At 68.7% G+C, this 13,397-nt stretch carries 13 protein-coding genes; 1 reads left to right on the forward strand and 12 read right to left on the reverse strand.

From position 1 onward, the window contains the following. Positions 1–146 precede the first annotated feature (146 nt). Genes purS through guaA form a run of 6 tightly spaced genes read right to left on the reverse strand, consistent with a single transcriptional unit; the run spans position 147 to position 6,065 of the window. Positions 147–404: a phosphoribosylformylglycinamidine synthase subunit PurS gene (gene purS, locus VI056_04850; GenBank protein ID HEY6202351.1), complete on the reverse strand. Its 258-nt coding sequence runs from the start codon at positions 402–404 to the stop codon at positions 147–149. Beyond that, positions 401–1,291, reverse strand: a complete 891-nt coding sequence (locus VI056_04855; protein HEY6202352.1) for a phosphoribosylaminoimidazolesuccinocarboxamide synthase — start codon at positions 1,289–1,291, stop codon at positions 401–403. The genes purS and VI056_04855 overlap by 4 nt, the downstream gene beginning before the upstream one ends. Then, the gene (locus VI056_04860) at positions 1,288–2,694 is read right to left on the reverse strand and encodes a lyase family protein (protein HEY6202353.1); all 1,407 of its coding nucleotides are present in this window, start codon (positions 2,692–2,694) and stop codon (positions 1,288–1,290) included. Before VI056_04860 ends, VI056_04855 begins: the two co-directional genes overlap by 4 nt. Beyond that, positions 2,691–3,146 (reverse strand): 5-(carboxyamino)imidazole ribonucleotide mutase, encoded by a 456-nt coding sequence (gene purE, locus VI056_04865; protein ID HEY6202354.1) that lies wholly within the window; start codon positions 3,144–3,146, stop codon positions 2,691–2,693. Before purE ends, VI056_04860 begins: the two co-directional genes overlap by 4 nt. A gap of 20 nt (positions 3,147–3,166) precedes the next feature. Further along, complete coding sequence (gene purD / locus VI056_04870) at positions 3,167–4,546, reverse strand: phosphoribosylamine--glycine ligase (GenBank protein ID HEY6202355.1); 1,380 nt, start codon at positions 4,544–4,546, stop codon at positions 3,167–3,169. A gap of 1 nt (position 4,547) precedes the next feature. Beyond that, positions 4,548–6,065: a glutamine-hydrolyzing GMP synthase gene (gene guaA / locus VI056_04875; GenBank protein ID HEY6202356.1), complete on the reverse strand. Its 1,518-nt coding sequence runs from the start codon at positions 6,063–6,065 to the stop codon at positions 4,548–4,550. A 178-nt stretch (positions 6,066–6,243) separates the two neighbouring features. Here guaA and VI056_04880 point away from each other — a divergent pair, with 178 nt between their 5' ends. After that, positions 6,244–6,651, forward strand: a complete 408-nt coding sequence (locus VI056_04880; protein HEY6202357.1) for a VOC family protein — start codon at positions 6,244–6,246, stop codon at positions 6,649–6,651. Here VI056_04880 and VI056_04885 read toward each other — a convergent pair. The 6 genes from VI056_04885 to VI056_04910 all read right to left on the reverse strand — a co-directional run bounded on the left by VI056_04885 (position 6,648) and on the right by VI056_04910 (position 13,389). Further along, entirely contained in the window at positions 6,648–7,463 is an 816-nt protein-coding gene (locus tag VI056_04885; GenBank protein ID HEY6202358.1) for a phosphotransferase, read from the reverse strand. The genes VI056_04880 and VI056_04885 overlap by 4 nt on opposite strands. A 156-nt stretch (positions 7,464–7,619) precedes the next feature. Continuing rightward, on the reverse strand, positions 7,620–8,984 hold the full coding sequence (locus tag VI056_04890) for a TldD/PmbA family protein (protein HEY6202359.1): 1,365 nt from the start codon (positions 8,982–8,984) through the stop codon (positions 7,620–7,622). Positions 8,985–9,107: 123 nt separating this feature from the next. Next, positions 9,108–10,574, reverse strand: coding sequence for a TldD/PmbA family protein (locus VI056_04895; GenBank protein ID HEY6202360.1), 1,467 nt, complete (start codon positions 10,572–10,574; stop codon positions 9,108–9,110). Between the two features lie 46 nt (positions 10,575–10,620). Then, the gene (locus tag VI056_04900) at positions 10,621–11,766 is read right to left on the reverse strand and encodes an IMP dehydrogenase (protein HEY6202361.1); all 1,146 of its coding nucleotides are present in this window, start codon (positions 11,764–11,766) and stop codon (positions 10,621–10,623) included. Between the two features lie 18 nt (positions 11,767–11,784). Next, positions 11,785–12,114, reverse strand: coding sequence for a hypothetical protein (locus tag VI056_04905; protein HEY6202362.1), 330 nt, complete (start codon positions 12,112–12,114; stop codon positions 11,785–11,787). Between the two features lie 12 nt (positions 12,115–12,126). Continuing rightward, entirely contained in the window at positions 12,127–13,389 is a 1,263-nt protein-coding gene (locus VI056_04910; GenBank protein ID HEY6202363.1) for an adenylosuccinate synthase, read from the reverse strand. Between the last annotated feature and the right edge of the window lie 8 nt (positions 13,390–13,397).

The raw sequence follows: 13,397 nt of genomic DNA on the forward strand, positions 1-13,397 counted from the left end.
GCCCGGAACGATCGCGGCGTCGTAGCCCGCGAGGTCGGCGTCCTCGTGCCAGAGGATGTCGCTCTCGACATCCGGCACGAGCGAGAGCGCGTGCTGGAAGTCGCGCTCGCTCCACGTGCCCGGGTAGCGGAGGATCGCGACGCGCGTCATGCCGGCACGCTTTCTTTGAGCTCGTAGGCGTAGTCCTCGATGACCGGGTTCGCCAGCAGCTCGTTGCCCATGAGACGGACGGCCTCGCGCGCCGCGACCTCGCTCGCCGCCTCGAACGTGACGACGATCTCCTTGCCTGTCCGAACGTCGGAGACGGCAAGGCCGAGCGAGCGCAGCGCGCCGCGCACGGCCTCGCCCTGCGGATCGCGGACCTCGGCTTTCGGCAGCACACGGATCGTCGCGACGAAGATCATCCGAACCACTCCTCGCCGGTGAGCTTTCCGTAGCACTCGCGGTAACGCTGGCTCGTACCTTGAACGACCTCGGGCGGGAGCGCCGGCGCCGGCGGCTCCTTGTTCCAGCCGCTGCTGGTGAGGAAGTCGCGCACGTACTGCTTGTCATAGGAGGGCGGCGACCCGCCCGGCTTGTACGTCGCGGCATCCCAGTAGCGCGACGAGTCCGGGGTCAGCGCCTCGTCGATGAGCGTCAGCTTACCGTCGTAGAACCCGAACTCGAACTTCGTGTCGGCGAGGATCAGCCCGCGACCGAGCGCGTACGCGTGCGCCTTGCGATACAGCTCCAGGGTGACCTCCTCGAGCTGCCTCGCGAGCTCGCTGCCGACGAGGGACGACAGCTGCGCACGCGAGATGTTCACGTCGTGGCCGGTCACGGCCTTCGTGGCGGGCGTGAAGATCGGCTCGTCGAGGCGCTGCGATTCCTGCAGGCCCTTGGGAAGGGCCTCGCTCGCGACCGTTCCGAGGGCCTTGTATTCCGTCCAGCCCGAGCCCGCGATGTATCCGCGCGCGACGCACTCGACGTCGATCCGCTCGCAGCGCTTCACGAGCACCGCGCGGCCATCGAGCTCGGGCACCTCGCGGAACACCGGCGGCATCTCATCGATGTTCGTCGAGATGAGGTGATTCGGGACGACGCGCTCGGTCCGGTCGAACCAGAAGCTCGAGAGCTCGGTGAGCACGCGGCCCTTGTCCGGGATCGGCGTCGGGAGCACCACGTCGAACGCGGACAGGCGGTCGCTCGCGACGATGACGAGCCGGTCGCCGCCGGCCTCGTACACGTCACGCACCTTGCCGCGCCGGAACAGCGTCGCGCCTGGGACCTTGCTCTCGATCAATGTACTCACTCGGGAAGGACTCCTTTTAACCGCTCGCGCCAGGTCGACGCGACGTCGCGCGCGACGTCGGCCGCAAGTCCGCGGTAGTCCTCGGGGCGCTCGAGGATCCGTCGCTCCTCGGGCGAGAGCTTAATGAGGTAATCGCGCAGCTCCGCGTCCTGCGCGACGACCTCGAGCACCGAGCGCGAGCCGCGCTCGGCCTCGAGCGTGAGTCGGCGCACCGCCTCATGCGCGTCGGGGTGGCCGTACTTCGCGAGCAGCACGTAGAGCGGCTCGGCGACGATCGCGCCGCGCGACATCGCGAGGTTGGCCTTGAGCCGGTCGCGGTCGACGCGGATCCCCTCGAGCGATCCGGCCATGCGCCCAGCGGCGTACGCGGTCGAGGCGATGATCTCGCCGAGGAACCGCTGCGACGCCGAGTTCGTCAGGTCGCGCTGGTGCTCGCTGATCTGGTCGAGATAGGTCGTCATGACGCGCGGCGCCATGGCCTTCCAGATCGACTTCACATTCTCGAACGACACCGGGTTGCGCTTGTGGGGCATCGTCGACGAGCCGACCTGCTCCGCGCCGAAAGACTCTGCGACCTCACCGATCTCCGTGCGCTGGAGCTGGCGCATGTCGTCGGCGAGATTCGCCATGACGCCGAGCGCCGTGACGCAGGCATGGGCGAGGTCGGTCCAGCCCTCGGGCTCGACGATCTGCGTCGAGCTCGAGCGCGGGTGAAGGCCCAGCCCCGCCAGGAAGCGCCGCTCGAGCGCGCGCGCGTCTTCGGTGAGAAGGCCCATGGCGCTGTACACGCCGACCGCGCCGGACAGTTTGCCCGGCAGGCGACGCGCGACCGAACGCAGGAACTCGACGCGGTCGCCCAAACGCGAGACGTACTCGGCCATGGCGAAGCCGAACGTGATCGGCTCGGCGTGACGTCCGTGCGTGCGACCGATCTGCGGCGTGTCGGCCTCCGCCTCGGCGATCGAGATGCAGCGCGCGACGAGCGCACCGAGTGCGGGCACGACGACGCGCTCGACGCACTCGCGGTACCGCAGCGCGTTCGCGGTGTCGACGATGTCGTACGACGTCGCACCGAGATGAACGAACCGTTTCGCTTCGTCCGGGACCTGATCGCGGATGACATTCACGAGCGCGCGCACGTCGTGCCGCGTCTTCGTCTCTTCTTCTGCGACCTCCTGCGGCGTGACGCGGTCCGCGGCGCGCGCGATCGCGTCGGCGACTGCGCGGTCGCAGATCCCCGCGTCGGCCATCGCCTGCGCGAGGGCACCCTCGACGCGCGCCTGGTAGCGGATCGTCGCCGCGGCGGAGAGATAGGGCTGCAGCGACTTGAACAGCGCGGCGTCTCCGCCGTAGAAGCGGCTGTCGATCGGCGAGATGGTGTCGAAGCGGTTCTGAATACTCATCGAGCGAGCACCTTGGCGGCCATGCCTTCGCGCAGCATGCGCAGGCGGCTCGCGAGCTCCTCGTCGGCGGTCGCGAGGATCTCGGCCGCGAGGATCCCGGCGTTGGCGGCCCCGGCCTCGCCGACCGCGACGGTCGCCACGGGGATGCCCCGCGGCATCTGCACGATAGAAAGGAGTGCGTCGAGCCCGCCGGCGATCGCGTTGGGCGCCACGAGCGGGACACCGATGACCGGACTCGTCGTGATCGCGGCGACCGCGCCCGCGAGGTGCGCCGCACCGCCGGCGCCGCAGACGAACACCTTCACGCCGCGCCGGCCTGCCTCTGTGACGTAGTCGCGCAACGCCTCCGGTGTGCGGTGAGCCGACAGGACGCGCATCTCGCACTCCACGCCGAGGCCGCGCAGCGTCTCGACCGCGATCTTCATGACGGTCTCGTCCGACGTCGAACCCATGAGCACGCTCACCGAAGGCGTCACGCGACGGCCACCCCACCCCCCGCTGCGATGTCGGAACGATAGAACTTGCCGGCGAACGTCACGCGCTCCGCGCCCTGATACGCCCGATCGCGCGCCTCGGCCACGGTCGCGCCGCCGGCCACGATGTGCATGACGCGTCCGCCTGAGGTGATGAAACCGCCCGAGGGCGTTGCGGTCGTCGCGCCATGGAACGCGTACACGCCATCGGGCAGGCTATCGAGACCCTCGATCCTGTCGCCGGTGCGTGGCGCGCCGGGATATCCCTCGGCGCAGAGCACGACATCGACGAAGGCGCGCTGGCTGAAACGCAGCGGGTTGGCCGCGACATACTCGCGAAGCTTGCCCTCGCCGAGCGCGACCATGAGCTTGGCGAAATCGCCGCCGATGCGCGGCAGCGTGACCTCCGCCTCAGGATCGCCGAAGCGCGCGTTGTACTCGAGCACTTTGAAGCCGCGCTTCGTTCGGATGAGGCCGGCGAAGATGATCCCGCGGAAAGGCGTGCCGCGCGCAGCGAGCGCGCGCGCGATGGGCGTGATCACTTCGTCGGCGACGCGCTGCGCGTCCTCATCCGGCAGCACGGTGGTCGGCGACGAGGCGCCCATTCCGCCGGTGTTCGGTCCGATGTCACCGTCACCGAGGCGCTTGTGGTCGCGCGCGGGCGGAAGCGCGACGACGGTCTCTCCGTCGACCAGCGCCTGAAGCGATGCTTCGTCACCTTCGAGCAGCTCCTCGAACACGACGCGGCCGCCGCTCGTCGGCGGCGTGCCCAGCGTCATCAGCGCCTGCTCGATGGTGCGACAGATCGTGACGCCCTTTCCCGCCGCGAGGCCGTCGGCCTTCACGACGAGCGGCGCCGCCCACTTGTTGCGATCGAGCGCGTTGCGCGCCTGCTCCGGGGTCGTGAACGTTTCCCAGCGCGGTGACGGGATCCCGGCCTCGGTCATGAGCTCTTTCGCGAAGGTCTTGCTCCACTCGATCTTCGCGGCTTCTTTCGACGGCGCGACGACCGAGATGCTCGCCCGCCGCATGTGATCGCCGATGCCTTCGGCGATGAGCTCGTCGGGCCCGACGATCGCGAGATCGATCGCTGACGCCGCGAGATGCTGCTCGAGACGACCGACGTCTCGCGGCTGGAAGTCGAGCACCCGCGAGAAGAGCGCGACGCCGGCGTTGCCCGGGACGACATCGATCGTCGCGACGCTGTCGCAGCGCGCGAGACGCCACGCGATCGCGTACTCGCGCCCGCCGCCGCCGAGTACCAGGCAGTTGAGACCCGGCGCTCCGATGGACCGCCCCGGGCTCCGCTGCTTGCGCTGCTCCTGGATGAGCTGCTGCACCTTCTCGCCGTGGCGGAAGTAGTCCCGGATCGCTTTCAACTCACTCCCACTCGATCGTCGCCGGCGGCTTCGACGAGATGTCGTACACGACCCTGTTCACCGCAGCGATCTCGTTCACGATGCGCGCAGATGCGCGTGCGAGCACGTCGTATGGCAAGCGCGCCCAGTCGGCGGTCATGAAGTCCTCGGTCGTCACCGCGCGGAGCGCGACGAGCGCGCCGTAGGTGCGGAAATCGCCCATGACGCCCACGCTTCGCACAGGAGTAAGAACGGCGAACGCCTGGGCGACGGTGCGGTACAGGTCGGCCGCCCGCAGCTCCTCGAGGAAGATCGCGTCCGCCTGTCGAAGGGTATCGAGCGCCTGATGGTCGATCGGACCGAGCACACGCACGGCGAGCCCCGGGCCCGGGAATGGGTGACGCCAGAGGATGTCCTCTGGGATGCCGAGCTCCGCGCCAACGCGCCGGACCTCGTCCTTGAAGAGACGCCGCAGCGGCTCGACGACCTCGAGCGCCATGACCTCGGGCAGCCCGCCGACGTTGTGGTGCGTCTTGATCCGCGCGCTCGTCTTGGACTCGCGCGAGCGCGACTCGATGACATCCGGGTAGATCGTGCCCTGCACGAGGAGATCGACGTCCCCGACGCGGCGCGCCTGCTCCTCGAAGCACCGGATGAATTCCTCGCCGATGATCATCCGCTTCTGCTCGGGATCGACGACGCCGGCGAGGCGACGGAGGAATCGCTCCGACGCGTCGACGTGAACGAGGCGCAGCCGCGGGCCGAACGTCGCGACGACCTCCTCGGCCTCGTTCGCGCGAAGCAAACCTGTGTCGATGAACACGCAGGTGAGCCGGTCGCCGATCGCGCGCGCGACGAGCGTCGCGGCCACCGCGGAGTCGACGCCGCCGGAGAGCGCGCAGATCGCGTGACGATCGCCGATCGTTCGCTTGAGCTCGGCGACGGCCTCCTCGATAAAGGCCGCAGGCGTCCAATCGCCTTCGCAACCGCACACGCGGTAGAGGAAGTTGCGCAGCACCTCGGCGCCGCGCGGTGTGTGCATGACCTCGGGATGGAACTGGACGCCGAAGCGGTTCCGACCATCGCTCATCGCCGCGAGCGGCAGTCGCTCGGTGCGCGCGATGCCGTGGAAGCCGGGCGGAAGCCGTTTCACGGTGTCGCCGTGGCTCATCCAGGCGCGCTCGTGGTCGGAGAGGCCCTCGAACAGACCGCCGGACTCGGCGATGTCGACCGTCGCGGGGCCATATTCGCGTTTGCCCTCGGGCGCGACCTCGCCGCCGAGCACGTGCGCCATGAGGTGCATGCCGTAGCAGATCCCGAGGACCGGGAACCGCCCATCCAGGACCGCGGGCTCGATCTGCGGCGCGTCCGCGTCGTACACGCTCGACGGCCCGCCGGAGAGGATCACGCCGACGACGCCCCGGCGCTCGAGCTCTTTCGCGGTGACGTCGTGCGGGAAGATCTCGCAGTACACACGCGACTCGCGGACGCGGCGCGCGATCAGCTGCGTGTACTGCGATCCGTAGTCGAGGATGGCGATCGTCGCTCGGCGCTGCCGGGCGGACTCCCCCTCCGTTGTCTGGAGGCGGCTGTCCGGCGCGCTCACCTGTTGATTATCGCGTAGCGCCTGCCCGCACGACAGCCACACGCGTAGCGCCTGTAACAGGCTCGGCTCGGGACTAGTCTTTTGCCACGACCAACTTCAAAGGGGAGCGATCATGGACCCCAAGCCCGGCGACATCGTGCATTTCGAGATCAACACCAAGGACCCGGGACGAGCCAAGACCTTCTACTCGAAGGTATTCGGCTGGAAGTACAAGGACTCGGACATCCCGGGGATCGAGTACTACCTCATCGACGGCGTCACGCCCGGTGGCGCGATCAATCCGCAGACCGATCCGTCCCAGACGAAGGCTCCGACGATCTACTTCGGCACCGATGACATCGACGCGTCGCTGAAGAAGGTCCGCGACGCCGGCGGGAAGGCCGATGACAAACAGCCGATCCCGGGCCAGGGCTGGTTCGCCGGATGCACCGACATCGACGGCAACGCGTTCTCGCTCTACCAGAACGACCCCAGCGTCACGATGGAGACCGAGCACGCACATCAGGAGGCGCGCGCCTAGCTGAACTCGGCGAGCACCCTTCGGAGCGAACCGGCGAAACCGCCGGGGTAGCTGTCGATCACGCCCGGATAGGCTCGGGCGACCGCATAGAAGGTGAGCGTTCGCGAGACCTCGCCGATGCGGCGCCCGAGCTCCGCGGCGTCTCGGAGCGCCGGTGTCGACGCGCGATCGCTCCACGGCTCGAGATACGCGTCGCGGAGCGCGACGATCTCCGGGTCGTCGGGCGCGTGCTTGGTCGCGGACGCCGCGAAGCGCAGCGTGACCGCGAGCGTCAGGAACGGATGCGAGACGCAGGCGTCGCCCCAGTCGAAGATCACCGCGCGCCCGTCGCGAACGAGTACGTTGCCGTGATGCAGGTCGTCGTGCTGCAGCGTGTCCTCGATGCCGAGCGCGGTCAGCGCGCCGAGCGCCTCGTTCAGCTTGGGGCGCAGTCCGAAGAGGGCTCGTCGCTCGTCCTCGGTGATCCGATCCTCACGCCCAGCCGAGATCCCCGGCTCGTTCGCGACCGCATCCACGAAGCCCGCGACGAGCAGGGTCGCGCGATGATCGGGCGTGCCGAATCCGAGGATCTCGCGCACATGGCGCGTCGCGGCTCGCTGCATCCGGGCGTATCGCGGCAGGACCTCGCGCCACGCGCGGAGGAACTCATCGCCTGAGTACGCGTCCCGGATCTTCTTGCCGCCCTCCGCGACAAGCATCCATGGCTGCGTCGGGTGCAGCGCGAGCACCTCGGTGACGAGACCGGGGAACTCGTGATGGAGAAGTGCAGTCAGTCGCGGCTCGTGGGCCTGCGTTGGCCCGCAGCACTTCACATAGACGGCGCCGCGGTCCGTTGGGACGCGAAAGACCGCCGACCATGGACGCTCGTGTACCTGCGTGATCGGCGCGGTGATCGCGATGCGGAGCGATCGGCATGTCTCGCGTGTCCACGCGTGGGCCTCGGCGACGAACGACCCCGCGGCGATCCCCTAATACCGCGTGGAGCCGGTGAACGTGAACGCCGCGAGTCGGACCGCGGGAACCCGCTGGCAGGACGCCGTCAGACCGAATTGCTCCGCCGGAACGAGCAGGCGCAGATCCCTCCCGATCGCACGCACGCCGCTCCAGGCTTCGTGATAAGACTGCGTGAATCGCAGATTCTTGATCGGATACGCGATCTCGCCGTTCTCGATCGCGAACGTACCGTCGCGCGTCATGCCGGTGACGATCGTGCGCAGCTGGTGCACCCACCGGGTGTAGTGGAAGCGCGTCACGAGCAGACCCTTCTTCACGCCGGCGACCAACGCGTCGTGCGACGCGTCGCCGGCCTCGAATCGCACATGCATCGGCGCGGACGGCATGAATGCGTTCGGAGGTAGCGCATGACCGGTGTTGCGCGCGCCGACGCGGTGCGCCGTACCGGAGTCGTACACGACGCCGCGAGCGACGCCGCTCTCGAGCAGCGTCACGCGCTCGCTCGGTTGGCCTTCGAAGTCGAAGGGCCGCGGCATGCTCTGCGGGTCGAATGGATCCTCGACCAGGGTGATGGCGCCGGTGACCTGCTGGCCGATCTTCCCACCGACGAAGGACCGGCCCTCCTCGACCGCGAGACCGGTGAAGTGGCTGCTAAGGAAACCGACCATGTCGTGCACGCAATACGGCTCGAGCACCACCTCGTACGTCCCGGCTTCCATGTCGCGCGGCCGCTGCGCGCGCACAGCCTTCGACACCGCTTCCTGCGCGGCGCCGTCAACGTCGAGCTCCTTGAAATCGGGAGAGACCCTTTGCGCGAACGCTGAGCCGTCGTCGCCGATCGCACCGATCTGCACCTCGGCGTGGGTCTGCGGCGCATAGGCCCACGTGCCGGTGGTGCTCGCGACCGCGATCTCCTGCACGTTCGACGAGACGAATCCGGCGCACACCAGCTTCCGCGCTTTCGCCGCGTCGCAGAGGATCTTCACCGCGCGAGCACGATCCATCGGGGTGGCCTCGGCGGTCCGTTCGACGTATGCCGGCGGCGCCGTCGCGATCGGGCGCGGCTCGGGCAGTCCGCCGAAGGTCGGGTCTTCCGGCGCGCGCCGCGCGAGCTCGGTCGCGGCCTCCGCCGCACGGCGCAAGCCCTCTTCATCGAGCCGGTTCGTCGTCGCGGTCGCGCGTCGCTTTCCGATCACGACGCGGATCGTCACGTCGGCCTCGCGCGATGTGACGTTCTGGTGGATCGCGGCGTTCGCGTAGCGCGTCAGCGATCCGGTGCGCGCGATCACGAGCGCCTCCGCCTGATCACCCTTCGCCGCCTTGAGCGCGCGCTGCGCGACGTCACGCAGCTCACGATCGCCGAACAGCGCTCCGCTCACTTGTTCAATCTCTGGCCTTCGGCGAGGAGACACGCTCAGGGCTGGTGGTCCCGCTCCTCGCGCACGCTCGCTGCGGCTCGCTGACAGGCGCCCCTCCCCCTGACCCGCTCGTCGCTCGCCCAGTCATTTGATGACCCCGACCTTTACGTCGCGGAAGCGGGCCGGAGCGGCGCCATGTCCGGTGTGCGCGCCCTGGCCGGGCTGGCCTTTTCCGCAGTTCGGCGTGCCCCACATCACCCATTCGCTTTCCGAGCAGACCGCGTCGCAGCTGCCCCAGAACTCGGGCGTGATCCCCGTGTACGTCGGATTGCGGACCATGTCGCCGCGCTTGCCCTTCTTGATCTCCCAGCCGATCTCGGTGCCGAACTGGAAGTTGAAGCGCTTGTCGTCGATCGACCACGAGCGGTTGGTGTCCATGAGGATCCCGTCGTCGGTGTCGGCGATGAGGTCGTCGAGCGTGCCCGCGGTCCCCGGCATGACCGAGACGTTGGTCATGCGGATGATCGGCACGCGCTGCCAGCCATCGGCGCGCATCGTCCCGTTCGAGCGCTTGCCGAGCGCGGCGGCCGTCTCGCGGCTCATCAGGTAGCCGACGAAGAGGCCGGCCTTCACCGCCCAGCCCTCCGACGCGGGCACGCCCTCGTCGTCGAACCCGAACGTGCCGAGGCCGCCCGGCGATGTCGCGTCGATGCGGATGTTCACCTGCTCCGAGCCGTACCGGAACGTGCCGAGCTTGTCCGGCGTGAGGAACGAGGTCCCGGCGAACGCGGCCTCACTCCCCAGCGCGCGATCGAGCTCGATCGGGTGCCCGCAGCTCTCGTGGCACTGCAAAGACAGCTGGTTGCCGGCGAGGATCACGTTGGTCCTGATGTCCTGCGGGCACGGCTTGGCTTTGAGCAACGCGAGCGCTTCATCGGCGACCCGCGGCGCGTTGCCGACGAGATCCCACTTCGTGAGGACCTCCCAGCCGCCGGAGTTCTGATAGCGGAGTCCATCGGGATACGTGCGGATCTGCAGCTCGCCGTCGCCGACTGCCTCGGCCGCGATGCCTCCGCCGACCTCGCTGAGCCGCTGCTGTATGTCCGCGCCTTCGGTCGAGAGGAACAGCTTGTCCTCGCGCCAGATCGAATATGCGGCGCGCGTCGTCCGCAGGCCTTTCCTCTCGCGCAGCTTCGCCTCGGCGGCGATGAGCAGGCCGAGACGATCATCGACGGTCATCGCGAATGGATCGACGTCCACTGACGTCGTGAATGTCGCCGTCTTCGCCTCCACCGGCGCAAGAGCCGCATCGCGCATCTTCGTGAGCGCCGACGCCTTCGCGATCTCGACCGCCAGCGCCGCGACGCGATCCGCCTCGTCGGCGGTGACGATCTGCGAGGCGGCGAACCCCCACGCACCGTCAGCGATCGCGCGGACGCCGAACCCGAACGAATCCGCTCGGTCGGCGCTCTCGAGCCGCCCATTCTTCACGAGCGCGTTCTCTTCGTCGCGGCGAACGAATCGGACGTCGGCGTACGAGGCGCCTCGTTTTCGCGCGGTGTCGAGCGCGCGTTTGGCGAGATCGCGCTCGGCGGAGAAGCTCGCGATCACAATTTGATTCGATAACCGCTGCGGCGGTTCCAGGCGTCGCTCGTCCTCACCTGGGACCTGCGGGTCCCAGTCTCGTCCTCGCTAGCCTGTAGTTCGGTGGTTCGACGGTGATGCTGATGTCGTGCGGGTGCGACTCGCGCAGACCCGCGCCCGAGATGCGGACGAAGGTCGCCTTCGTGCGGAGGTCCTCGACCGTCGCGGCGCCGACGTACTTCATTCCCGCGCGCAGGCCGCCGACGAGCTGGTGCAGGAACGGCTCGAGCGGACCAACGCACTTGACATGTCCCTCGACGCCCTCGGGCACGAGCTTGGAGAACTCCCCGACGTCCTGTTGACCGTACCGATCTCGCGACGCGCCTGTCTTCGTGCCCGCGCGCGCCTGCATCGCGCCCATCGAGCCCATGCCGCGGTACGACTTGAAGCGCCCATCCGTTGTTTCGGTGACGTCGCCGGGCGACTCGTCGACGCCGGCGAGAAGCCCACCGAGCATCACGGTCGATGCGCCTGCGCCGATGGCCTTCGCGATGTCACCGGACTGCTGGATCCCGCCGTCCGCGATGATCGGGATGCCGTGCCGGTCGGCTGCCTCGGCGCAGTCGAAGACCGCCGTGATCTGCGGCATGCCGGCGCCGGCGACGACGCGCGTCGTGCAGATCGCCCCGGGCCCGACGCCGACCTTCACGCTGTCGGCTCCAGCGGCGATGAGCTCCTCGGTGCCTTCGGCCGTCACGACGTTCCCAGCAATGACCTGGACGCGGTGCCGCGCCTTCACCTTCTCGACCATGCGGATGACGCCGGCGGAGTGGCCGTGCGCGACATCCACGACGATCACATCGACTCCGGCGGCGACGAGCGCGGCGGCCCGTTCGTCCGCGTCGCCCGAAACGCCAACGGCCGCCGCGACCATCACGCCGGCGTCCTTCGCGACCTGCACCTCGTGGACCTGATCGGCGATCGGGAGATTGCGGTGGATGACCCCGATCCCGCCGAGCCGCGCGAGGGCGATCGCCATGCGCGATTCCGTGACCGTGTCCATCGCGGCGGAGAGGATGGGGATCTCAAGCGTGATGCTCTTGGTGAGGCGGGCCTTCGTGGAGACCTGGGTGGGGAGGACGTCGCTACGGGCTGGGATGAGGAGGACGTCGTCGAACGTGAGACCTTCCTTGGTGAAGCGCTCCCCCACGCGGCTCACGTGGGCCGAAGTGTAGGGCTAGCGCTGTTGCCGGGACTTCGCGAGACGCTCGCCGTATGCGGTGCCGCCCTGGGCCCACAGATTGAGCATCTCGATGCGCTGCTTGGTCCACGAACGGGCGCGCCACCAGAAGACGCCCGCGGCCGAAAGCGCGACCAGACACGCGCCGGGAAGGATCACGGGCTGAAGATCCGTGAAGAGATCGAGACGATGCGCCACGATCGCGAGCGCGACGAACACCAGGAGCTCGATCTCGCCGAGCAGGATGAGGAAGATGAGTGCGAACGACGCCGCACCGAAGCTGCGCTTCGTTCGATGAGGGAATGCAACGTCAAGGAGGTTCGTCATCGAGCGCGGATTCTAGAGCAGCGTTGCGCTGCGCTCGGGTCCGATCCCGACCATTCCCACGGGCGCTCCGACCGTCGCCTCGATGCGCGAGAGATACGCGCGCGCCGCCGCGGGCAGATGCGCGCGGTCGGCGACTCCCGTGAGCGGGTCGCACCATCCAGCGAGCTTCTCGTACTGGGGCACCGCGCGCTCGAGCACCGCCGTCGGTGGCATGTCCGTCGTGATCGCGCCGTCGACCTGGTAGCTGACGCAGAACGGGATCTCCTTGTACGCGCCGAGCACGTCGAGCTTCGTCACGGCGAGCTCCGTGAAGGCATTGAGGCGATGCGCATGACGTGCGGCCACCGCATCGAACCAGCCGACGCGGCGCGGTCGGCCGGTCGTCGCCCCGTATTCATTGGCTCGCTCGCGCAGGGCGTCGCCCTCGCCGCCGGCCATCTCCGTGGGGAACGGACCCTCGCCCACCGCGGTCGAGTACGCCTTCACGACGCCGATCACCTTCGTGATGTACCGCGGCGGGATGCCCGCGCCCACGGCCGCGCCGCCCGCGAGCGGATTCGAGGAGGTGACGTACGGGTAGATGCCCCAGTCGAGGTCGCGCATCGCGCCGAGCTGTCCTTCTAACAGGATGCGGGCATCGGTCTGGAGCGCGCGCTCGACGAGCGGGAGGGTGTCGACGATGCGATCGCCCAGCGTCGCCGCGGCTGCGAGCACCTCATCCGCGACGACCTTCGCGTCGAGCGGAGCGTCGCCGTACCGCTCGAGCACCTTCTTCTGGCGCTCGAGCTCGTGCGCCACCCGCTGACGGAAGCGACGCTCGTCGCGCACCTCGTACACCTGGATCCCGTGACGCGAGACCTTGTCGGCATACGCGGGACCGACGCCCTGTCCCGTGGTGCCGAGCTTCTGCCGGCCGCGCTCTCGTTCGTCGAGGCGATCGATCGCGACATGCCAGGGCATGAGGAGATGCGCGCGATCCGCGACGCGGAGGTTGGCGGTTCGGATGCCGCTGCGCTCCAGATTCGCGAGCTCCTCGCAGAGCACCTGGAGATTCACCACCGTGCCCGGTCCGACGATGCAGAGCGCGTTCGGATTGAAGATGCCCGACGGCACCAGATGGAGCTTGAAGGTGCCGTGCTGGTTCACCACGGTGTGACCGGCGTTGTTGCCGCCCTGGAAGCGGATGACCACATCCGCCTCCTGCGCCAGGAGGTCCGTGATCTTGCCCTTGCCCTCGTCGCCCCATTGGGCCCCGACGACGGCGGTCACTGGCACGTATTAGG

It is taken from the genome of Candidatus Limnocylindria bacterium, assembly GCA_036523395.1.
Taxonomy (GTDB): domain Bacteria; phylum Chloroflexota; class Limnocylindria; order P2-11E; family P2-11E; genus CF-39.